This is a genomic window from Streptococcus suis, from assembly GCF_002960625.1.
GTDB classification, from domain to species: Bacteria; Bacillota; Bacilli; order Lactobacillales; family Streptococcaceae; genus Streptococcus; species Streptococcus suis_T.
Genome location: NZ_POJH01000031.1, coordinates 1 through 22,405, shown reverse-complemented (window position 1 = coordinate 22,405; position 22,405 = coordinate 1). Strand labels below are relative to the sequence as shown.

23 protein-coding genes are annotated in these 22,405 nt (G+C 43.2%); 21 read left to right on the top strand and 2 right to left on the bottom strand.

All coding sequences use genetic code 11. The annotated features are described in order from the left end of the window. Nucleotides 1–7: 7 nt before the first annotated feature. From trxB to greA, 18 genes are all read left to right on the top strand, one after another. Nucleotides 8–925 carry a thioredoxin-disulfide reductase gene (gene trxB, locus C1G49_RS06960; RefSeq protein WP_105125121.1) on the top strand — a complete coding sequence of 306 codons (918 nt, stop codon included), beginning with the start codon at nt 8–10 and terminating at the stop codon, nt 923–925. Between the two features lie 9 nt (nt 926–934). Further along, a complete protein-coding gene (locus tag C1G49_RS06955) occupies nt 935–1,474 on the top strand; it encodes a YceD family protein (RefSeq protein ID WP_105125120.1) in 540 nt (179 codons plus the stop codon). Between the two features lie 87 nt (nt 1,475–1,561). Further along, nucleotides 1,562–2,989: an NADP-dependent phosphogluconate dehydrogenase gene (gene gndA / locus C1G49_RS06950; protein WP_044682074.1), complete on the top strand. Its 1,428-nt coding sequence runs from the start codon at nt 1,562–1,564 to the stop codon at nt 2,987–2,989. 234 nt (nt 2,990–3,223) lie between these two features. Continuing rightward, nucleotides 3,224–3,913 (top strand): response regulator transcription factor, encoded by a 690-nt coding sequence (locus tag C1G49_RS06940; RefSeq protein WP_105125223.1) that lies wholly within the window; start codon nt 3,224–3,226, stop codon nt 3,911–3,913. Between the two features lie 73 nt (nt 3,914–3,986). After that, a complete protein-coding gene (locus C1G49_RS06935) occupies nt 3,987–5,111 on the top strand; it encodes an AI-2E family transporter (protein WP_105125119.1) in 1,125 nt (374 codons plus the stop codon). 97 nt (nt 5,112–5,208) lie between these two features. After that, nucleotides 5,209–5,700 carry a transcriptional regulator NrdR gene (nrdR, locus tag C1G49_RS06930; protein WP_105117716.1) on the top strand — a complete coding sequence of 164 codons (492 nt, stop codon included), beginning with the start codon at nt 5,209–5,211 and terminating at the stop codon, nt 5,698–5,700. After that, nucleotides 5,687–6,838, top strand: coding sequence for a replication initiation/membrane attachment protein (locus C1G49_RS06925; protein WP_105125118.1), 1,152 nt, complete (start codon nt 5,687–5,689; stop codon nt 6,836–6,838). The genes nrdR and C1G49_RS06925 overlap by 14 nt, the downstream gene beginning before the upstream one ends. Then, nucleotides 6,838–7,752, top strand: coding sequence for a primosomal protein DnaI (dnaI, locus tag C1G49_RS06920; RefSeq protein ID WP_105125117.1), 915 nt, complete (start codon nt 6,838–6,840; stop codon nt 7,750–7,752). Before C1G49_RS06925 ends, dnaI begins: the two co-directional genes overlap by 1 nt. Then, the gene (locus C1G49_RS06915) at nt 7,752–8,444 is read left to right on the top strand and encodes a nitroreductase family protein (protein ID WP_105125116.1); all 693 of its coding nucleotides are present in this window, start codon (nt 7,752–7,754) and stop codon (nt 8,442–8,444) included. The genes dnaI and C1G49_RS06915 overlap by 1 nt, the downstream gene beginning before the upstream one ends. A 126-nt stretch (nt 8,445–8,570) precedes the next feature. Next, the gene (gene der, locus C1G49_RS06910) at nt 8,571–9,881 is read left to right on the top strand and encodes a ribosome biogenesis GTPase Der (protein ID WP_105125115.1); all 1,311 of its coding nucleotides are present in this window, start codon (nt 8,571–8,573) and stop codon (nt 9,879–9,881) included. A 75-nt stretch (nt 9,882–9,956) separates the two neighbouring features. Further along, nucleotides 9,957–10,295 (top strand): MFS transporter, encoded by a 339-nt coding sequence (locus C1G49_RS06905; protein WP_105125114.1) that lies wholly within the window; start codon nt 9,957–9,959, stop codon nt 10,293–10,295. A gap of 1 nt (nt 10,296) precedes the next feature. After that, nucleotides 10,297–10,620, top strand: coding sequence for a hypothetical protein (locus C1G49_RS06900; RefSeq protein WP_105125113.1), 324 nt, complete (start codon nt 10,297–10,299; stop codon nt 10,618–10,620). Between the two features lie 102 nt (nt 10,621–10,722). Continuing rightward, complete coding sequence (locus tag C1G49_RS06895) at nt 10,723–13,815, top strand: SNF2-related protein (RefSeq protein WP_105125112.1); 3,093 nt, start codon at nt 10,723–10,725, stop codon at nt 13,813–13,815. An 80-nt stretch (nt 13,816–13,895) separates the two neighbouring features. Further along, nucleotides 13,896–14,558, top strand: coding sequence for a hypothetical protein (locus tag C1G49_RS06890; RefSeq protein ID WP_105125111.1), 663 nt, complete (start codon nt 13,896–13,898; stop codon nt 14,556–14,558). Nucleotide 14,559: 1 nt separating this feature from the next. Beyond that, on the top strand, nt 14,560–15,891 hold the full coding sequence (murC, locus tag C1G49_RS06885; RefSeq protein WP_105125110.1) for a UDP-N-acetylmuramate--L-alanine ligase: 1,332 nt from the start codon (nt 14,560–14,562) through the stop codon (nt 15,889–15,891). A gap of 55 nt (nt 15,892–15,946) precedes the next feature. Continuing rightward, on the top strand, nt 15,947–16,429 hold the full coding sequence (locus tag C1G49_RS06880) for a GNAT family N-acetyltransferase (RefSeq protein WP_105125109.1): 483 nt from the start codon (nt 15,947–15,949) through the stop codon (nt 16,427–16,429). A 74-nt stretch (nt 16,430–16,503) separates the two neighbouring features. Then, nucleotides 16,504–18,288, top strand: a complete 1,785-nt coding sequence (gene mltG, locus C1G49_RS06875) for an endolytic transglycosylase MltG (RefSeq protein WP_105125108.1) — start codon at nt 16,504–16,506, stop codon at nt 18,286–18,288. An 87-nt stretch (nt 18,289–18,375) separates the two neighbouring features. Next, nucleotides 18,376–18,858, top strand: coding sequence for a transcription elongation factor GreA (greA, locus tag C1G49_RS06870; protein WP_105125107.1), 483 nt, complete (start codon nt 18,376–18,378; stop codon nt 18,856–18,858). A gap of 76 nt (nt 18,859–18,934) precedes the next feature. On the opposite strand, the gene yidC is transcribed toward greA, so the two are convergent. Together yidC and C1G49_RS06860 are read right to left on the bottom strand one after the other, a co-directional pair. After that, entirely contained in the window at nt 18,935–19,852 is a 918-nt protein-coding gene (yidC, locus tag C1G49_RS06865) for a membrane protein insertase YidC (protein ID WP_105125106.1), read from the bottom strand. Between the two features lie 64 nt (nt 19,853–19,916). Beyond that, a complete protein-coding gene (locus C1G49_RS06860; RefSeq protein WP_105125105.1) occupies nt 19,917–20,198 on the bottom strand; it encodes an acylphosphatase in 282 nt (93 codons plus the stop codon). A gap of 70 nt (nt 20,199–20,268) precedes the next feature. Here C1G49_RS06860 and C1G49_RS06855 point away from each other — a divergent pair, with 70 nt between their 5' ends. The 3 genes from C1G49_RS06855 to C1G49_RS06845 are packed head-to-tail and all read left to right on the top strand — an operon-like array spanning nt 20,269 to nt 22,261. After that, nucleotides 20,269–21,009 carry a TrmH family RNA methyltransferase gene (locus tag C1G49_RS06855; protein WP_105125104.1) on the top strand — a complete coding sequence of 247 codons (741 nt, stop codon included), beginning with the start codon at nt 20,269–20,271 and terminating at the stop codon, nt 21,007–21,009. Nucleotides 21,010–21,057: 48 nt separating this feature from the next. After that, nucleotides 21,058–21,540, top strand: a complete 483-nt coding sequence (locus C1G49_RS06850) for an HD domain-containing protein (protein ID WP_105125103.1) — start codon at nt 21,058–21,060, stop codon at nt 21,538–21,540. Between the two features lie 19 nt (nt 21,541–21,559). Beyond that, the gene (locus C1G49_RS06845; RefSeq protein WP_105125102.1) at nt 21,560–22,261 is read left to right on the top strand and encodes a Bax inhibitor-1/YccA family protein; all 702 of its coding nucleotides are present in this window, start codon (nt 21,560–21,562) and stop codon (nt 22,259–22,261) included. Nucleotides 22,262–22,405: the final 144 nt, after the last annotated feature.

The window sequence follows — 22,405 nt, the reverse complement described above, 5'->3', positions numbered from 1 at the left end:
AAAAGATATGTACGATACAATTGTTGTTGGAGCAGGTCCTGCAGGGATGACTGCTGCTCTCTACGCAGGACGAAGCAATCTAAAGGTAGCTCTTCTGGAACGTGGTATTTACGGTGGCCAGATGAACAATACGGCTGAAATCGAAAACTATCCAGGCTATGACCATATTTCTGGTCCAGCCTTGGCAGAGAAAATGTTTGAACCTCTGGAAAAATTCGGAGTAGATCACATTTTTGGCACCTTGGTGCGTATCGAAGAAGATGGACCAATCAAGAAAGTTATTACAGAAGACGGTGTTTTGGAAACCAAAACTGTCATTCTAGCTATGGGGGCTAAACACCGCTTACTAGGTGTTCCGGGTGAGGATACCTACAATAGTCGCGGCGTTTCCTACTGTGCGGTCTGTGACGGTGCCTTCTTCCGTGGTCAGAAACTCTTGGTAGTCGGCGGTGGTGATTCTGCGGTCGAAGAAGCCCTCTTCTTGACACAATTTGCGGAATCTGTGACCATTGTTCACCGCCGTGACCAACTGCGCGCTCAAAAGGTCATTCAAGACCGCGCCTTTGCCAATGAAAAAATTAACTTCATCTGGGATAGTGTCGTGGAAGAAATCAAGGGCGACGACTTACGTGTACAAAGCGTTGTTATCAAAAATGTGAAAACAGAGGAAGTCAGCGAGCTGGACTTCGGTGGTGTCTTTATCTATGTCGGTTTGGATCCGATGACGGATTCGGTTGTCGATTTGGGTATTACAGACGAGGCTGGCTGGATTATCACGGATGAAAAGATGGCAACCAGCAAATCTGGTATTTACGCCATCGGTGACATCCGCCAAAATCAGCTGCGCCAGATTGCGACTGCTGTTGGAAATGGTGCAGTTGCCGGTCAGGAAGTCTATAATTACATCACAGAACTAGCTGAATAGGGGAATACAATGTTTCATATTTACGATATTCAGAAAAATCCAGATGGAATTTCCTTTGAGAAGACCTTGGACTTGCAGGAAGATTTGCAGGTTCGCAATAGTGAAGTTTTAGGTTTGTCGCCTGTACAAGTAAGTGGAAATGTTCGCTTTGAATCAGGTTTCTTTTTCTTGGACTATCAGATGACTTACGACATTACCCTGGCTTCCAGCCGTTCCCTGCAACCTGTCCTTTTACATGAAGTGCAAGAAGTCAATGAACTCTTTGTTGCCAATGAGGCTGTTCTTAAGGAGCAGGACTTGATTGACGAGGATATGGTTCTGGTAGTAGAAGACGACCACATTGTCCTAGAGGAAAGCGTGGCGGATAATATTCTTTTAGCCATTCCAATCAAGGTCTTGACACCTGAGGAAGAGGCGGGAACAGACTTACCATCTGGTCAAGCTTGGGCTTTGATGACCGAGGAAGATTTTCAACAAAAAACTCAAGAGAAAAAAGAAGCCAACAGTCCTTTTGCACAATTACAGGGCTTGTTTGATAGCGAAGAATAGTTTGGATGGTTAAATTATCTGAAAATTCTTGTCAATTTTAAGCTTTCAGTGTATAATAAAAGAGATAGAAATTAGAGGAGTAAACAAATGACAAAAGCAAATTTTGGTGTTGTAGGAATGGCCGTTATGGGCCGCAACCTGGCACTTAACGTAGAATCACGAGGTTATTCAGTAGCCATTTACAACCGTTCTGCTGACAAGACAGAAGACGTTGTTGCAAGCAACCCAGGGAAAAATTTGGTACCAAGTTACGATGTGGAAAGCTTTGTAGCATCTATCGAAAAGCCACGTCGTATCATGCTTATGGTTCAAGCTGGTCCGGGTACAGATGCAACTATTCAAGCCCTCTTGCCACACTTGGATGAAGGCGACATCTTGATTGACGGTGGTAATACCTTCTATGAAGACACCATCCGTCGTTCCAAAGAATTGGCTAACTCAGGTATCAACTTCATCGGTACAGGTGTATCTGGTGGTGAAAAAGGCGCCCTTGAAGGTCCATCTATCATGCCTGGTGGTCAAAAAGAAGCCTATGAATTGGTAGCAGATGTCTTGGAAGAAATTTCAGCAAAAGCACCAGAAGATGGAGCACCATGTGTGACTTATATCGGTCCAGATGGAGCTGGTCACTACGTAAAAATGGTCCACAACGGTATCGAGTATGGCGACATGCAGTTGATTGCGGAATCTTATGACCTCATGCAACACTTGCTCGGTTTGTCAGTAGATGAAATGGCTGATATCTTTACTGAGTGGAACAAGGGTGAACTAGACAGCTACTTGATTGAAATCACGGCTGACATCTTGAAGCGTAAGGATGACCAAGGTCAAGATGGTCCAATCGTTGACTATATCATGGACGCTGCTGGTAACAAGGGTACTGGTAAATGGACTAGCCAATCATCTCTTGATTTGGGTGTCCCATTGTCATTGATTACAGAATCCGTTTTTGCTCGTTATATCTCAACTTACAAGGATGAGCGCGTGGCAGCAAGCAAAGTTCTTCCAAAACCAGCTCCATTTGCCTACGAAGGTGACAAGGCTGAATTGGTTGAAAAGATCCGTCAAGCTCTTTACTTCTCAAAAATCATGTCTTATGCACAAGGTTTTGCACAGTTGCGCGTAGCATCAAAAGAAAACAACTGGAACCTGCCATTTGGGGAAATTGCAAAAATCTGGCGTGCAGGTTGTATCATCCGTGCTCGTTTCTTGCAAAAGATTACAGATGCATACGGACGTGATGAAGATTTGGCAAACTTGCTCTTGGATGAGTACTTCCTTGATGTAACAGCTAAATACCAACAGGCTGTTCGCGATGTGGTAACCTTGGCTGTTCAAGCAGGAGTGCCTGTGCCAACCTTCTCAGCTGCCATTACTTACTTTGACAGCTACCGTGCAGAAAACTTGCCAGCTAACTTGATCCAAGCCCAGCGTGACTACTTCGGTGCTCACACTTACAACCGTAAAGACAAAGAAGGTGTCTTCCACTACGATTGGTATAGCGAAACAAAATAAAAAGAATGGGAGTGGGAAAGAACTCGACTAGTCAAAAAAGAGTTCGTCTTCCCACCCCCGCACAGTTGATTAGGTCAGATTTGGAGGGTGAAACACGAATAAATCTGCCAATCAACCACTGCGCTGAGATGTTGACACGAACTCTGAGAAGTGTCTTTGGACTTTATGCCCAGCCTCTTCTTTCTAATTTATCGCTAGCTGATTTGATTGATAGAGAGAACAATGAAAGAGATAATGGCTAAGAAAATTTTAATTGCAGGAAGAGAGCGCAATCTATCGCACTTTGTTTCCATGGAATTACAGAAGAAAGAGTATTTGGTAGACTACGCTTCAACAGGGAAAGAAGCCCTATCTTTAGCTCATGAAACAGATTTTGACTTGATTTTGATGAGTTTTCAGCTGTCGGACATGTCCAGTAAAGACTTGTCCAGAGAGTTGCTCGCAATCAAGCCTGCTAGTGTCTTGATTGTGGCTATTGATTCAGCTGATGTTGCCAAATATGGAGAAGAAGTGCTTTCATACGCAGTTTCTTATGTCGTCAAGCCCTTTGTCATCAGTGATTTGGTTGAGCAAATTGCAGCCATCTTCCGTGGGCGAGATTTTATTGATAAGAATTGTAAGCACGTTCCTTTGCAAGCAGCCTATCGTGACCTAAAGGTCGATTTTCAAAATCGAACCGTTACTCGTGGGGATGAGTTGATTAACCTGACCAGACGCGAATATGATTTGCTTGCAACTCTGATGAACAGCCCCGAACCTGTCAGCCGAGAACAATTGCTAGAGCGAGTTTGGAAATATGAAACGACATCGGAAACTAATGTAGTAGATGTATATATTCGTTATTTACGTGGAAAATTAGATGTTACTGGTAAACCATCTTACATCAAGACTGTTCGTGGTGTTGGCTATGCCATGCGAGATTAAGGAAGGGGAAACTCTTTCTTTTTTTTGCTTCCTATGATAAACTGAATGCTAATCATACAAAATTGGAGATATTATGAATTCGTCGTTTAAAGAAAAAGCTTTATTGATTTTGTTGGCTGGAGCTACCCTCTTAGCTGTATTGAATTGGGATACGATATACAAGGCAGTTCAGATTTTGTTGGGAAGCATGAATTCTCTCTTTATAGGGAGTATCATTGCCTTTATTTTAAATGTGCCTATGAAAAAAATAGAGGATCAGATAGAGAAGATTTCTTTTTTGAATAAATCCAAACGTTCCTTGGCTATTGTTGGAGTGTTGATTGGTTTTGCTTTAATTGTTACTGGGTTGGTGTTGATTGTACTTCCTACCTTGATGTCAACGGTGTCGCAATTAGTGACGGTGAGTAGCACAGCCATTCCTAAATCGGTCAATGCCCTCACAAGCTTCCTGGAAAAAAATGGACTTTTGGCTGGTCAGTTGGGTGAGCAAATTGCAGGTATGCTGGACCAATTGAAAAATCTAACCTTTATTTCCAATTTGGTAACGCCAGTCTTATCAGGTTTAGTATCAAATGTCACTGGTATTTTTTCCAATACCATGACGCTTGTGATGGCCTTCTTCTTTACCTTGGCAATACTTGGAAGCAAGGAACATCTGCAAGCTATGACAGGTAAATTCCTACAAGCGATACTGCCGACAAAAACTGTTCGAGTGATTAGTTATATTGGAGAGGTCATTGTTGATACTTATGATAAATTCCTAATGAGCCAAATCGTAGAAGCCTGTATTATCGGTACTCTCGTATTTGTGAGTTATTCTCTCTCAGGAATTCCTTATGCCAGCATGGCAGGAATTTTGGCAGGTGTTTTATCCTTTGTGCCTTACATTGGTCCCTTTACCGCCTGTCTGATTAGTGCCCTCTTTGTGGCGGTGCAAAATCCCCTCTTGGCGCTCTGGTCCATTGCACTCTTCCAGATTATTCAGTTGATTGAGGGGAATGTTATCTATCCACGCGTGGTTGGACAATCGGTTGGACTTCCGACTCTCTTTACCCTTGCTGCAGCCTTGATTGGTGGAAATTTGTTTGGCTTGCTTGGTATGGTCTTCTTTACACCTATCTTTGCGGTTATTTACCGTCTGGTTCGTGAATGGGTGGATAGTCGCTTGAAGAAGCAAGAGGATGCAACAGTCGGTTAACAATGGTTAAAAATAGAAAGTGGGTTTTCTCGCTTTCTTTTATTTTTGCTGTTTTTATGCTATACTGAAGTGATAAAGAAGTTGTAGGAGTGAGAGTATGCGTTGTCCAAAATGTCAAAGTTTGAAATCAAGTGTTATTGATAGTCGTCAGGCTGAAGATGGCAACACCATCCGTCGCCGTCGTTCTTGCGATCAATGTGGTCAACGTTTTACCACCTATGAACGTGTTGAAGAAAAAACCCTCGTCGTTGTGAAGAAGGACGGGACTAGGGAGCAATTTTCCCGTGAAAAGATTTTCAATGGCATCATTCGTTCAGCACAAAAACGTCCAGTTTCAACTAGTGATATAGACGAAGTTGTCAACCGGATTGAGCAGAAGGTTCGTTCTCAGAGTGATGGCGAGGTCGAAAGTGATGTCATTGGTAACTTTGTCATGGATGAATTGGTGGAGTTGGATGAAATCACCTATGTGCGTTTTGCCTCTGTCTATCGTTCCTTTAAGGATGTGGAAGAGTTGGAAAATCTGCTCAAGCAGATGATTTCTAAGGGTAGTAAAGTAAAGTCAGGTGCTGCCAATGAAACCAAGTGATTTATTTACCTACATCAAGACCAGTCCTTTTACACCAGACATTATCAGTTTAAGCCAGTGCTATCAACCTATCATTAGTTTTGATGCCCTAGCCCTTTACTACTACCTCTATAGTTTCTCGGATCAGGGGCAGGGGCGTTACAAGTGGGCGACAATCCTCAATCATATGGATTTCGGTATGAAGCGCTTGGAGCAGGCCTTGGATCTCTTATCTGCCATGGAATTGCTACAAGTCTATCGGGCAGATGAGTTGACAGGCTTGGTCTTGTTGCCACCACTGACGGTCAAACAATTTTTGGGCAAACCGCTTTATAAGAATTTATTGGCCCAAAGGATTGGCGAAGCCAGTGTAGAAAGTTTACAAGTATCTGGACCAAATAAGGAGAAGAAGGTATCCAAAACCTTCTCCCAAGTCTTTACCATTGATGGTCAAGTTCCAATAGCTTTTGAACCCAAGCATGATTTTGATTGGTCGGCCTTTAAAGCCTTGATGGCTAAGGACAAGCTTCTTTTTCAAGATGAAGCTGAGGATATTATTGCCCTTAGTCACATAGCAGAGCAGGCAGGTTGGACCTGGTTGGAAACCTATCGTCAGGCCAAAGCAACAGCCATTGGACAGACAATTTCAACCAAGCGCTTGCAGCAGTCACGCCAGGCAAGACCATTAGCTTCAGGAAATTTAACTCCTCAGGAAGAGGCAATTGTTCGTGAAGCCAAGGCTCTATCCAGTAAGGATTATTTGCAGTTTATCAAGGATCGCCTCAAGGCGGTTGTCACTGCGGCAGAGAAAAAGTGTTTGACGGATTTGGCTAATCTAGGCCTGCTTGACGAAGTCATCAATGTCTTGGTCCTCTACACTTTTAACAAGGTGGATTCGGCCAATCTAAATGAAAAATATGCCATGAAGCTGGGTAATGATTTTTCCTACAAGGGAATTGGCAGTGCAGAAGCAGCTGTTCTTTACCTAAGAGATTTGAAGGCAGGTTCGGCTCCTATCAAATCAAGTCAAACACCTAAGACCAATGTACCTGAGTGGAGTAAGGAAGAGGTGGTTATGGACACAAGCCCAGAAGCTCAGGCTAGAATGGAAGCGCTCAGAAAACGAATGTTAGAAAACGAAAGCAAGGGAGGTAGCTGATGAAATCAGTCCAAGACAGGTTGTCGCAGGCAACCAACCCAAGCCCTAAATCTTATCAGCAACTCTTTCAAGAGATTGTCAGCGATACTGAAGTTGCTGCTTTTATCAAAAAAGAAGGTTTGACCCAGCAGGAAATCACTTTGTCCATTTCTAAGTTTTTGGAATATATCAGTCAGCGTGACCTCTTTGTCAAACAGGATGAAGCCTATATTGCTAAGGGGTATCAACCTGTTTTGGTTATGAATGAGGGGTATGCGGATGTTTCTTATCTTGAAACAGAGGAATTGGTCGAATACCGTCGTCTGGAAGCTATCAAGAACCGTATCCAGCTTATCAATATGCCCCAAGCACTCAAAAAAGTTACTATTGCAGATTTGGATTTCACAGACAGCAATCGTGTTGAGGTGTATGAGGCTATTGATGCATTTGTAGAACAGGTGGGCGAATACTACAAAGGCTTGTATCTATATGGTGATTTTGGAATTGGGAAGAGTTTTTTGATGGCTTATATGGCCCATCGCTTATCAACTAATCGCCACCTCTCTACCACCATGCTCCATTATCCAACCTTTGTGGTAGACATAAAAAATGCTATCAAAGATGGCTCTGTCAAGGAGCGGATTGATGAAATCAAGATGGCTCAGGTCTTGGTACTAGATGACATTGGAGCGGAGCAACATAGTCCGTGGGTGCGCGACGATGTTTTACAGGTCATTCTTCAATACCGTATGCAGGAAAATCTGCCGACCTTCTTTACCTCCAATTTCTCCTTTGATGATTTGGAGCGGCATTTTGCATCTGGTAAGTCTGGTGATGAAACCTGGCAGGCCAAACGGGTTATGGAGCGGATTCGCTATCTGGCTCGTGATTTGCATTTGAAAGGAAAGAACCGCCGAATGAAACCATTGATTTGATGCTGAGCCATACTTCCGTCCGTCGTTTTACGGAAGAGCCCATTGAGGCGGAGCATTTAGAAGCCATTATCACAGCGGGGCGGGCAGCGTCTAGCTGGAAGAATTTCCAGTCCTATTCCATCATTGTGGTGCAGTCAGAGGAGAAAAAACAGGCTCTCTATGATTTGGTGCCCCAGCCAGCTATTTTACAGGCTCAGGCCATTCTGGTTTTTGTGGGCGACCATAATCGTGCCAGCAAGGCGGCTCAACTCCATGGTTCAGACTTTGATGCCAAGGGAACAGAGAATCTCCTGATTTCTTCTGTTGATGCGAGCCTAGCAGGGCAAAATGCCCTTTTAGCAGCTGAAAGCTTGGGTTACGGTGGTGTCTTTATCGGTATGATTCGCCATAAGGCCTTGGCAATAGCAGAGCTGTTCAACTTGCCTGATTATACCTATCCAATTTTCTGCATTGCACTTGGTAGACCAGCCCAAAACCATCCTGTCAAACCACGTTTGGCAAGCGAAGCCATTGTCTTTCAGGAAGAATATGTGGAGCAAGGTGTAGATGTGATTGAAGCCTACGACCAAGTTCAGACAGACTATGCAGGTGCTCGTCAAACGGAAACCTGGTCGGAGCGTATGGTTGCCCAGTTTGGTCAGCCAGAGCAGCCTGAAACGAGGGCTGTATTAGAAAAAAATAAACTATTGTAAGTTATAGTCTTTTTGTTTGCTTTTAGTACTAGGCAACGAGCTGCAGACAGTACTGGAGTACGGCAAAGCGAGTTAACGACGTAATAAAAGATAAACGAAAACGACTATATTAGAAGAGGAGGAGCCATGGCTCAACCAACTATCGCCATCGTTGGCCGTCCCAACGTTGGTAAATCAACACTATTTAACCGTATTGCGGGGGAACGCATTTCTATCGTAGAAGACGTTGAAGGTGTGACCCGTGACCGTATTTATGCTACTGGTGAGTGGCTCAACCGTAAGTTTTCCTTGATTGATACAGGGGGAATTGATGATGTGGACGCACCGTTCATGGAACAAATCAAGCATCAGGCTGAGATTGCCATGGATGAATCGGACGTTATTGTCTTTGTCGTATCAGGCAAAGAAGGTGTGACGGATGCTGACGAGTATGTATCGCGTATCCTTTATAAGACAAATAAACCAGTTATTTTGGTTGTCAATAAAGTCGATAACCCTGAAATGCGGAACGACATCTACGATTTCTACTCGCTTGGTCTTGGGGATCCCTACCCAGTATCATCTGTGCATGGTATCGGTACAGGGGATGTCTTGGATGCGATCATTGAAAATCTGCCAGTCCAAGAAGCAGAAGAAAATCCAGATATTATCAAGTTCAGCTTGATTGGTCGTCCAAACGTTGGAAAATCAAGTTTGATTAACGCTATTTTGGGTGAAGAGCGCGTGATTGCGTCGCCTGTTGCTGGAACGACTCGAGATGCCATTGATACGCACTTTACAGACCCAGAGGGTCAGGAATTTACCATGATTGATACCGCAGGCATGCGCAAGTCTGGTAAGGTCTATGAAAATACCGAGAAATACTCTGTTATGCGTGCCATGCGTGCCATTGAACGCTCGGATGTTATACTCATGGTCATCAATGCAGAAGAAGGTATTCGTGAGTATGACAAACGCATCGCAGGTTTTGCCCATGAAGCTGGTAAGGGAATGATTATCGTGGTCAACAAGTGGGACACGCTTGAAAAAGACAACCACACCATGAAGAAATGGGAAGATGATATCCGCGACCAATTCCAGTACTTGTCATACGCACCGATTATCTTTGTATCAGCTCTGACCAAGCAACGCTTGCACAAGTTGCCTGAGATGATTAAGGCCATCAGTGAAAGTCAGAATACCCGCATTCCGTCGGCTGTGCTCAACGATGTCATCATGGATGCCATTGCTATCAACCCGACGCCGACTGACAAGGGCAAACGCTTGAAAATTTTCTACGCGACCCAGGTTGCGACCAAGCCACCAACATTTGTGGTCTTTGTCAACGAAGAAGAGCTCATGCACTTCTCCTATATGCGTTTCTTGGAAAATCAAATCCGTAAGGCCTTTGTCTTTGAAGGAACACCGATTCATCTGATTGCACGAAAACGGAAATAAGAAAGAGAGGTCAAACCTCTTTTTTCTTTGCAGACGTTCACAAATATGCTAGAATAGGATTAAGAGGTGGTTCTTATGGTAGCGATTCCAATTTGGCGTTCTTTTTTGATATTGCTTTCTTTTTCATCATTTTTTCTTGTATTTTATGAAGACAGTCAGTACAAACCTTTCGGTCTTCGGTATTGGCTGGGACTGGTGGCTTGCATTTGGCTCAATTTGGTGACTTTGGCATCCTATTTTATCGCTTTTACAGGTGGTTCAACCATGGTCTATCATCGATTTGAACAGCCTACGGTTTTGATTTTCCTCCTCTTTTTGGTGTGTGCTATAGCACTCAGCCTCCTATCCCTACATGCGATGAAAACCCTCGTCCGACGAACCAAGTATTACCGACAGGTCAGAAAGGAAGTCTAGTATGGAATTTTTAGGCGAACTAGTATTTGAATTTTTGGCGGGTTTGGCAGATTTCGATGAAAGAAAGTATGCTCCTTTTGGACTTCGCTACTGGCTGGGCTGGTTGGGGCTTCTAATCAACTTCTTGATGCTTGGTCTGCTTACTTTTGTACCAACAATATTTCTCCTAATGTTTCTGGATGGAAAGGGCTGGGTTAACCTCATTTTAGCAATCCTTTTCATACCAATTCTCCTATTTTGGCTCTTAAAAACACTTGGTTTTGTGAAGAAAATGTGGCAAGTGACAATATATTATAAAATGATTTCAAGGAACATCAGTGACTGACTGGTGTTTTTTTGATGCCTAGGCAAGGAATTATCTCTTGAAATATGCTATAATGAAAAGATAATATTTTAGAGATTGTGCTAGGTCAAAAGAGGTATTGCTATGGGTCGCATGATGCCGGGGCGGGTTCGCCAAGAAGGAATTGATTTGTATGAGGCTGGGAAACTGACCGTTCTTCAGAGCGAGAATGGGAAGTTGGAGCTGGATATTGCTGGGGAACGTTTTGTTTACAGCGATGAGGACAGTGATCTGCAGTGTAGTTGTCACTTGTTTCAAAGCAAGGGCTACTGTCAGCATTTGGCAGCCACGGAGTATTATTTAAAAAATGATGGGGCTGGTAAAAACCTGGAGCAGGAGCGGAAAGAAGAGGGAAATCAACACAAGGAAACGGTCCGTCGGACCTATTTTGGTGGCCTCTTTTTAGATGAGATTTTGCGTCCCAAACCAGAAATGGGCATCAAGTATCGCCTCTCTGTTGAGGGGAGCTTGTTGCCTTATGATCGTCAGATTGACTGGACCTTGAAAATTAGCCGTCTACCAGACACGCGCGCCTATATTGTAAGGGACATTGGTGCTTTTTTGCGCTTACTCAAGACCAATGGGCATTACCAAATCGGGAAAAATTACTATGAGCAGCTAGCCTATGAAAACTTTGATGGAGCCAGTCAGGCACTTTTGGATTTCCTTTGGAGCTTGATTCCGGAGAAGGTAGGTTTAGATTCGGATATTCTCATCCATTTTGGGAGGCATTTCCGTTTGCCCCAAGCCTATTTTGAAGAAGGTCTGGACTTGTTGAACCAGCTGGATGAGTTTGTCTTTACCTATGAACAGCGCTCCTATTCGTCCTTGATGGTACTGCCTTTGACAGAGGAAACTGGACTTTATCACTTTGATGTGACCGTCCATACGCATATGATTGAGATGGTTATTCATGAAAAAGCTGTTCGTCCTCTACTTCAGGGTCGTTATCTCTTGCTTGATGGGGTCATTTATGGCGTCAATCGGATGCAGGAACAGCTGATTGGTCATATTTCTAATCTAGTGCCTACTGAGTCTGGTCTGAGAAAAGTCCAGGTCGATTTTCAAGACCAGGACCGCTTGGCTTTGAGTTTACTAGATTTGCAGACCATTGGAAGGGTCAAGGCACCCAAACGATTTAAAATTCATGATTTCACACCACATTTCCATATCGATATGGAGGAAAATGGAAGTCTGTCCTTGCAGTTGGTTTTAGATTTTGATGGTCGCAGGGTCAGAAGTGAGGAAGAATTGAGTCTCCTTCCATTTGCCAGTCATTTTCAGCACCTAGAAGCTGTCTTTCAGGCAATCAGTTTGGCTGGTTTTCGTGGTAAATACCTGGCTCAAAGACCTGCCCTCAGCCAGCAGGAAGTTTATTCCTTCTTCCGTCAACAGCTGCCCTTGCTAGAAAAAATGGGACCAGTTCATCTAACAGAAAATCTTCGGTCCCTCTTGGTTGAAGTCAAACCACAGCTGGAAATTATTCGAAATGGCTCGCTTTTGGATATTTCATTCGATTTATCTGGAATTGATCAGTCTGAAATTGATCTGGCAATTGAAGCCTTGCTCAATCAAGAGGACCATTATACCAGCCCGACCGGGAAAGTCCTTGTTTTCGATGAGGAAACCCGGAAAATCAGTCAGACCTTGCTTCAACTAAGAGCCAAGCATGGCAAGGGAGGACAGGTGCAGGTTCATGCCTTGGCAGGTTTTCAATTAGCCCAATCTCTGTCTGGTTTTGATCAAGTTCGTTTTTCAAAGGATTTTCAAGAAATGGCTGGCTATCTAGCCAAGCCTGACCGCTTTCCCTTGCCTGTTTTGGATGTGAAAACGGAATTGAGAGATTACCAGCAGACTGGTATCAAATGGCTGTCGATGTTGGACCATTATGGTTTTGGTGGTATTTTGGCGGATGATATGGGACTTGGAAAGACCCTGCAAACCATCGCCTTTCTATCCAGTCGGATGACCGAGGATAGCCGGGTTTTGATTTTGGCACCATCGAGTTTAATCTATAACTGGTCAGACGAATGCCAGCGTTTTGCTCCAAACTTGGATGTAGCTGTTGTCCACGGAAACAAGGAACAAAGGGAAAATCTGATCGCTCAGGGACAACAAATCTTGGTGACTTCCTATCCTTCCTTTAGACAGGATATTGATCTCTACAAACAAGAAAAGTTTGACTACCTGATTTTAGATGAGGCTCAGGTCATGAAAAATGCCCAGTCCAAAATTGCTCAACTATTACGGGAGTTTGAGGTTGGGAACTGTTTCGCTCTTTCAGGTACACCGATTGAAAATCATTTGACGGAATTGTGGTCTATTTTTTGGATTGTACTTCCAGGTTTATTGCCCAGTAAACAGGCCTTTAGCAAGTTAAGTGCCAAAGAGGTTGCTCGAACCATCCAGCCCTTTGTCCTCAGACGCCATAAGGAAGATGTTCTGCAGGAACTGCCGGATTTGACAGAAGTCAATGTTCTTAATGAATTGACTGATGAGCAGAAAACCATCTATCTGGCCCAGCTCCAACAAATGCAGTCTAAAATTGCCGGCGCTGATGATGCCCAGATCAACCGAAGCAAGATTGAAATTCTATCAGGGATTACGCGATTACGCCAAATATGTGACACACCTAGTTTGTTCATGGATGATTTCAGGGGAGAGAGTGGCAAGCTCAATAGCCTGAAAGAACTGCTCCTGCAACTGAAAGAAGGAGAGCATAGGGTCTTGATTTTCTCCCAATTCAGACAGATGCTGGAGCAGATTGAAGAGCAATTAAGAGAGCTTGGTTTAACTTCTTATACCTTAACAGGCTCAACCCCTGCCAATCAACGCCAGGAAATGACCCAGGCCTTCAATGCGGGTAGCCGGGATGCCTTTCTCATTTCCTTGAAAGCAGGTGGGGTTGGTCTGAATTTGACAGGTGCAGACACGGTTATTCTGGTTGACCTCTGGTGGAATCCAGCTGTGGAAGCCCAGGCCATTAGTCGTGCCCACCGAATGGGGCAGACTGAAAAAGTAGAATGCTACCGCCTGATTACCAGAGGAACCATTGAAGAAAAAATCCAAGCCCTTCAGGAAAATAAGAAGAATCTGGTCAAAACGGTTCTTGACGGTAGTGAAAGCCGTGCAAACTTGACGGTTGAAGATATTCGTGCTATTTTGGGGATAGAATAGTTAGTCTAGACAAGGTCTTAGCGTGGTATTAGGCAAATCTAAGCCAAGTATGGTATAATAAGGGTTCGAAAGGATGACTTATGATTAGACAAGAAAAAAGATTTCCGCTAGTAGCTGATAATGAGGTACTAGTAGGAGAAAATCCAATTATGAGTTTATATGACGAAAGTGACTTGATTAGCAATATCAAGGGGCCGTATAAAGAAAAAGAATTTGCTGGGGCATCTGCTAGTCAGCAAGCAGTAAGCGGGACCGGCCGTGTAGTGATGGACGACGACCTCTTGCCTCCTCTCTTTGAGGCTAAATCTAGCTCTTATTCTCGTAGAGAACGTCATCAACACCTGGCTCAAACCAAACCTTCTTCTCATAAAACTCAGGGTCAAGTAGCTCGTGAACAGGCCCGTGAGGATTTGAAGAAGAAACGGACAGCGCCTTACCTGAGAGATGATAAGCCTGCACCAGCCAAAGTTTTTGTCAAGCCACCAGTCACGCCAAGTCCTGAGGAAAAAGTGGGAAATCTCACGCGGTTGGCCGACAGACTGCGCCAGACAGACTATATTTTGGCCGATGTTCCAGCTGTCTATTCTTTGAAGAAAGAAGATAGGGAGCAAGAGCAACCGATTAAGAAAAATTCGTATGACTTCTTGAAGAGAAGTCAGGTCTATAATTATCCTGAGCGCCAGCAACACCGAGAGCGTCAGGTTGCCCAGGAATTAAATTTAACAAATATAGAAGAGGAATAACATGACAAAAACCTATCATTTTATCGGAATTAAAGGGTCAGGAATGAGTGCATTGGCTCTCATGCTACACCAAATGGGCTATAAGGTTCAAGGAAGTGATGTAGAGAAGTACTACTTCACCCAACGTGGCTTGGAGCAAGCTGGTATTGACATCTTGCCTTTCGATGAGAAAAATATTACTGCTGATGTGGAATTGATTGCAGGGAATGCCTTTCGTCCAGATAATAATGTGGAGATTGCATTTGCTGATACACAAGGCTTTAGCTACAAACGCTACCATGAGTTCTTGGGTGAATTCATGAAAGGTTTTACTAGCCTTGGTGTAGCAGGAGCTCATGGTAAGACATCAACGACAGGTCTTTTGGCTCATGTGATGCGTAATATTACAGACACTTCTTTCTTGATTGGGGATGGAACAGGTCGTGGCTCAGCCAATGCCCAGTATTTTGTCTTTGAGTCTGATGAGTATGAGCGCCATTTTGCTCCTTATTATCCTGAGTACAGCATTATCACCAACATTGACTTTGATCATCCAGATTATTTTACTAGCCTAGAAGATGTTTTTAACGCCTTCAATGATTATGCCAAACAAGTCAAAAAAGGCCTCTTCGTCTATGGTGAGGATGAACAACTACACCAGATTACAGCCAATGCCCCAATCTACTACTATGGTACAGGTTCAGATAATGACTTTGTAGCCTATGATTTGAAACCATCGACGACTGGTTCACAGTTCAAGGTGCGTTACAAGGAACAAGAATTGGGAGAATTCCAAATTCCAACCTTTGGTAAACACAATGTCATGAATGCTACAGCAGTGATTGCAAATCTTTACATTGCTGGCTTTGATTTGAGCTTGGTTGCTGAACATTTGAAGACCTTTGCAGGTGTTAAACGCCGCTTTACAGAAAAGGTTGTCAATGATACAGTTATTATTGACGATTTTGCCCACCATCCAACAGAAATCATTGCAACGATTGATGCTGCTCGTCAGAAGTATCCAAGCAAGGAGTTGGTGGCTATTTTCCAACCTCATACCTTTACGCGGACAATTGCCCTTTTGGATGAGTTTGCGGAAGCCTTGAATGGAGCAGATGCCGTTTACTTGGCGCAAATTTATGGTTCTGCGCGTGAAACAGACAATGGTCAGGTTAAGGTGGAAGACTTGGCTGCTAAAATCAACAAAAAAGGTGGTCTGGTTACTGTGGAAAACACTTCACCGCTCTTAAATCACGACAATGCAGTCTATGTATTTATGGGGGCTGGAGATATTCAGTCTTATGAGTATTCCTTTGAGAGATTGCTATCTAATTTAACAAATAACGTTCAATAAATGCAGAAAGACGGAGGCCCTTGGCCCCTGTTTTTCCGCTATATAGGGGGATTTTATGGAAATTCGCAATATCAGGCAGGAAGATTTGGAGGCTGTAGCTGCTCTTGAGAGGGAAAATTTTTCTGAAGATGAACAGATTGCAAGAACTGTTTTGGAAAGATATGTGCAGCTTTTCTCACAAACTTGCTTAGTGATGGGAAATGAAGGTGAACTGGCAGGTTTTATACTAGCTTGTCCGTCGCTAGCCAATAGGGTTACAGATGATATCTTTTATCTGGAAGAACCAGTAGTCCCTGAAGGTAACTATCTAGCCATCGCTAGTTTGTCGGTAGCTCCCAGTTATCAAGGACAGGGAGTAGGCACCCTCTTGCTTGCAGGTCTAAAAGAAGTAGCCGTTCAAGGAAACTATCAAGGAATTGCCCTGACCTGTAAGGAGAGCCTGATCAAGTATTACCAACTCAATCAATTTGAGGATGCAGGCCCTTCCCAATCTCAGTTTGGAGGAAAAGAGTGGTATGACATGTATTGGAAAGCTTGATATAAAGGGAATTTCTTGCATTTCCTAGTTCTTTGAGATATAATGTATAGTAACTGTGTGAAAGGAGCAATAGCGTGACAAAGGATACGAACGAAAATAACACGCAGTCTTCAAGTTTTCGTGATCAGATTTTGCGGGAACTCGAAGAGCTAAAGACCAAGCGATTGGCAGCCCAAACAGAAGAAGTTGAGCTTGATAAGCACGAAGAAGTCGTTGAGGAACTTCAGACTCTTGTACAAGATAGTCAGACCGTGGATGATAAGCATGAAACGGTGAAGATTGGTGGAGTTGTCTTTCCAAATTCCTATCTTGTAGAAGAAACTGAACAGCAAGAGGACACAAAGGTTGAGGAAGTAACTTCAAACCTGGTTGAAGAAGTTGAAGAAACTGTGACAACCGTTCCCCAAGATACTGTAGAACGTAATCTTGAAGAACTGAGAAACTTAGTTGCCGCTAATACGGTGGATTTCAAAGAAGAAACAACTAGGACCGTCCAGGAGGAACAATTCTCAACGGAAGAAGCAACTTCTTTGGAAGATACTTTCCTAGATTTTCCGACAGAAGATGTATCAGCAGTAACTGGGGATACAGAAATCCTTACATTAGATGAAGCAGTTCTTGCGTCTGCGGCTCTGCCAACTACAGCTGAGGCTGTGGAAGAAGAGAGTGTACAACCTGTCCAATCTAGAAAGACTTCACTCCAGAAAACAAGCAAGCAACGCCGTCAGGAACAAGATAAGGCTGCGAAACGAATTGTTTCAGTCATCATGTCTATTGTTGTCTTGGCTGTATTGATTACAGGGATTACCGGCTTTATTTGGATTAAATCTAGCTTGGCCCCAGTTGATACAAAGGCGACCGAATCTGTTCACGTCGAAATCCCTGAGGGTTCAACAACCCTTGATATTGGTAAGATTTTGGTTGAGAATAAGTTGATTAAAAACGCAACTGTCTTTAACTATTATTCTAAGATTAAGAGTTATAACAACTTCCAAAGCGGTTTTTATAATTTGAAGCAGACCATGTCAGTAGATGATATTGCTAAGGCGCTTCAGGAGAGTGGCACTCCAACTGCCCAAAAGGAACCGGCAGGTAAGGTTCTCATTGTAGAAGGTTATACACTGACTCAGATTTCTCAGGCAATCACTAACAATACTCAGACGGAAGATAAGAATGACAAGACTCCGTTTACATCGGAAGCCTTTATGGCTACAGTGACCAATACAGATTTCATCAATCGTATGGTTACTGCTTATCCACAGTTATTTGCTAGCCTACCAGCGAAAGATAGTGGCGTTATTTACCAATTGGAAGGCTATCTCTTCCCAGCTGTCTATGAATATACAGAAGAAACCACCATGGAAGAGTTGGTTGAACAAATGATTGCAGCCATGGATGCTCGCTTGCAACCATACTATGAAACGATTGCTAGCAAAAACTTGACGGTTAACGAAGTGCTGACCTTGGCTTCACTTGTTGAAAAAGAAGGTTCTACAGATGAGGACCGTCGTAATATTGCAAGTGTATTCTTCAATCGTATCAATAGTGGGATGCCTTTACAGTCTAATATCGCAATTCTTTATGCCCAAGGCAAGCTTGGTCAAGAAACAACCTTGGCAGAGGATGCTGGAATTGATACAAATATTGAGTCACCATACAATATCTATTGGACGCCAGGGTTAATGCCTGGGCCAGTGGATAGCCCAAGTGTTTCAGCGATTGAAGCCGTCATCAATGCCAATACAACGGATTATCTCTACTTTGTAGCAGATGTTACAACAGGTACGGTTTACTATGCTAAAACTATTGAGGAACACGATCAAAACGTTGCCAAGTATGTCAATGCTCACTTAGAGTAAATTAGTAAATTAGTAATTTATAACAAAATTATGTGGTTTTCCACATAATTTTGTTTTCATGAAAATATAGAAAGAAAAGGAAATATCATGGCAGAAAAAACCTATCCAATGACCTTGGAAGAGAAGGAAAAATTAGAAAGAGAATTGGAAGAGTTAAAACTAGTCCGTCGTCCAGAAATTGTAGAGCGTATTAAGATTGCACGCTCTTACGGGGACCTTTCAGAAAACTCTGAGTATGAGGCGGCAAAGGATGAACAAGCCTTTGTAGAAGGTCAAATCTCAACAATTGAAACAAAAATTCGTTATGCTGAGATTGTTAACAGCGACGCAGTAGCTGCAGATGAAGTAGCAATTGGTAAGACTGTAACGGTTCAAGAAGTGGGCGAAACGGAAGAGGAAATTTACCATATCGTTGGTGCAGCAGGCGCGGATGCTTTTGCGAGTAAGATTTCTAATGAAAGTCCAATCGGTCATGCTTTGATTGGTAAGAAAACAGGAGATGTTGCGACCATTGAAACCCCTGCAGGAAGCTACGAAGTAAAAATCTTGAAAGTAGAAAAAACAAAATAAGATGTGGAGATGCTGGGCTTAGCCTAGCATTTTTTTGCAAAAGAAAACAACCATCCTAGGAGATGGTTGTTATGTTTTATCTAGACCGTTGTTTACCAGCGTTGCGATTTGATTTTTTAGAAGTCTTTTCTTCAATGATAGCAGATGCTTTGGGAGTGACATCTTTTACGGTAGATTTGTAGGGTTTTGGTGGATTGTTTTTAAATTCTTCCTCTACCTTGGCGCGAACTTTTGGTTTGAGGATGAAGTTGGTTAAGGCTTGCTGAATGAGCCCGACAATACCGCCGACTACCCAGTAGAGGGTGACACCAGCTGGTGAAGTCCAAGAGAAAATGACAATCATGATAGGGTTCATGTAGGTCACGGTTTGCATTTGCTTTTTTTGTTCCTCATCCATACCAACCTGCATTAACATGGATTGGGCATAGTAGAGAATACCTGCTACAGCAGTCAGAATCATACTTGGCTGACCAAGAGGAATGCCTAAGAATGAGGCTTCAGAGATACCAGGTGTGTGACGGGCTGCGTAGAAGAGAGCCGTGAAGAATGGCATTTGGATAAGGAGTGGAAGACAGCCCATGCCGCCAAATACACTTACTCCATACTGCTTTTGAGCCGCAAAGAATTCTTGCTGGGCAGCTAATTGTTCCTCTTGAGAGCTTGCATTTTTCATCCGTTCTTGGATAGGACCCAAGATTGGCTTGAGGTAGTTCATCTTTTCCGATTGGTAGGTTGCTTTCCAAGACTGATAGATACCGAGCGGCATAATCACGAAGCGAACGATGAGGGTTACCACGATAATGGCAAGACCAAAACCAAGTCCTTGGTTTTCAGCAAAGAAGGTAATCAGGTTTCCCATTGGTTCTACCAGATAGTTATAAACCCAGCCTTCACCGGTTGGAACACCTTTTTTATCAGTTTTGACACATCCAGCCAAAAATACAAGACTGGCAAGAGCCATGCTGGCTAAGAGTAGACGTTTATTCTTTTTCAAATTGCTACATTCCTTTTTACATGATACATTCTATTTTACTGTTTTTACGGTCAATTTTCAAGTTTTATCTATGACTGACCTGAAAATCATGGTAGTCGTCAAAGTTAGCAAGGGTCACATCCAGATAGCTAACCTTTGCCATGCGAGAGGGGCCTTTTCGGATTTCATGGATAAAATGGCTGAGCTTCTCAGCGTTTTCGGACTGAGCCAAGATGGTCACTGTTCCATCATCATTGTTCCAGACCCTGCCGTAAATATCACCAATTTCCACTGCTAAAAATTGGACAGCCCAACGAAAACCAACTCCTTGCACCCGACCAGATGCAATCATTTTAACCTTTCTCATAAGCTTCTCCTTTTGACAAGAACTTTACTTTATTATATCATTGTTGGGTAAGAAAGAAAATGAGGAAACTATGGAAATTATCCGTTCGAAATCCAATAATCTGGTCAAACAAATTAAGAAATTACAACAGAAAAAATACCGTACTTCATCTTACTTGATTGAGGGCTGGCATTTGTTAGAAGAAGCAGTCAAGGCTGGAGCGACTATTCAACATATTTTGGTGGTGGAAGAGCATGTGGACAGGGTTGCTCATATGGAGCAAGTGACAGTGGTCAGCCCAGAAATCATGCAAGATTTGACTGATTCTAAGTCACCGCAAGGGGTTCTTGCCCAACTTGCTCTACCTAGTCAGGATTTGCCTGAGCGACTGGATGGTAGGTTTCTAGTCTTGGAAGATGTTCAGGACCCAGGGAATGTTGGCACCATCATACGTACGGCTGATGCGGCTGGTTTTGATGGCGTCTTTTTGACAGATAAGTCGGCTGATATTTACAATATGAAGGTCCTTCGTTCTATGCAGGGTAGTCATTTTCATCTGCCTATTTATCGCTTGCCAATTGAGGATGTTTTCTCTACTTTAAAAAATAATCAGGTGGAAGTCTTGGCGACAACCTTGTCCAGTCAGTCGGTGGATTATCGACAGGTCTTGCCAAAGGCGAGCTTTGCACTTGTTATGGGCAATGAAGGTCAGGGCATTTCTGATTTTGTATCCGCAGAGGCAGATCAATTGGTTCATATCACCATGCCTGGTCAGGCAGAGAGTTTGAATGTGGCTATTGCAGCTGGTATTTTAGTCTTTAGCTTTATTTAAGCCAAGAAGTCTAAACTGTGTTATAATAACAAAACGAGGTTTACATCTATGGGTGCTTATAAAAAAGATAAAGAATATATGGCCTATGTCGGTCACTTAATTGACACTAAAAAGGTGCAAAAGTTAGCAGATATTCCCCACCACTACCATTCGACCCGCTTGGAACATTCTATCAATGTTTCCTATACCAGTTACAAAATCGCTAAGAAATTTGGCTGGGATGCCAAGTCGACTGCACGAGGTGGTCTTCTGCATGATCTCTTCTTCTATGACTGGCGTGAAACTAAATTTAACAGGAGCCATGTCTGGGTCCATCCGCGGATTGCCAAGCGCAATGCCCAGAAGTTGACCAAGCTCAACAAGGTGGAAGAAGATATTATTGTTAAGCATATGTTTGGTGCAACCTTGGCTCCGCCCCGTTATAAGGAATCATGGATTGTGACCTGTGTAGATAAATATTGGGCAGTTCGTGAGTTTACCCTGCCCTTGCAATACAAATGGAAAAATCGAAAGGTCCTGCGCTTTGAGTAGGATATAAAAGGAGAACTATATGAACAACGATTCATTTATCATCAATCAGGTGGATAACACCGCTCTTAACCGTTTCTTTGGGAAGATTTATGCTGTAGTTGCTATGGGAATTGGATTGTCAGCCCTTGTTTCCTTCCTAGCAGTTACTGTTTTCCAGCAGTTTCTTTATGCCTTGCTTAGCGCAGGTTCTATTGTTATGATGTTGGTCATGTTGGGACAAATTGCCTTGGTGGTTGCGGCTTCTACCATGGCTGCTAAAAATAGTCCAATGGCTCTACCAATGTTTTTAGCCTATTCGGTAACAAACGGCTTGACCATCAGTATGGTCTTGATGTTCTATACGACTGAAACAGTTGCCTTGGCCTTCCTATCTGCTGCTCTGATGTTTGCCATTATGGCAGTGGTTGGTATGACGACTAAGAAAAACCTTTCAGGTATGGCCCAAGCCTTGCGTGCTGCCCTCTGGGGAATTATGATTGCCAGTGTCATCAACATCTTCCTTCGCAGTTCAGGTATCAGCTTTGCCATGTCTATCGTTTCTGTCCTTGTGTTCTCAGGTTTGATTGCCTATGACAACCAACGTATCCGTGACGTTTTCGAGCAGACGGGTGGCAATGTCCAGAATGGTTGGGTAGTGTCTATGGCTCTTCAACTCTACCTTGACTTTGTTAACCTCTTCCTCAACTTGCTTCGCATTTTTGGAATGATGAATAGAGATTAGTCATTGCCCACTCTTAAGAGTGGGTTTTTCATTATGGCTTCGAGCCAGTTTTTCTCGTAGAGAAAAACAAGAAAACCACCAGCTATGCTGGTGGCTGACAAGGCTTTGAGCTTCCATTTCTTTTTCCTGTTATAATCTAATTGT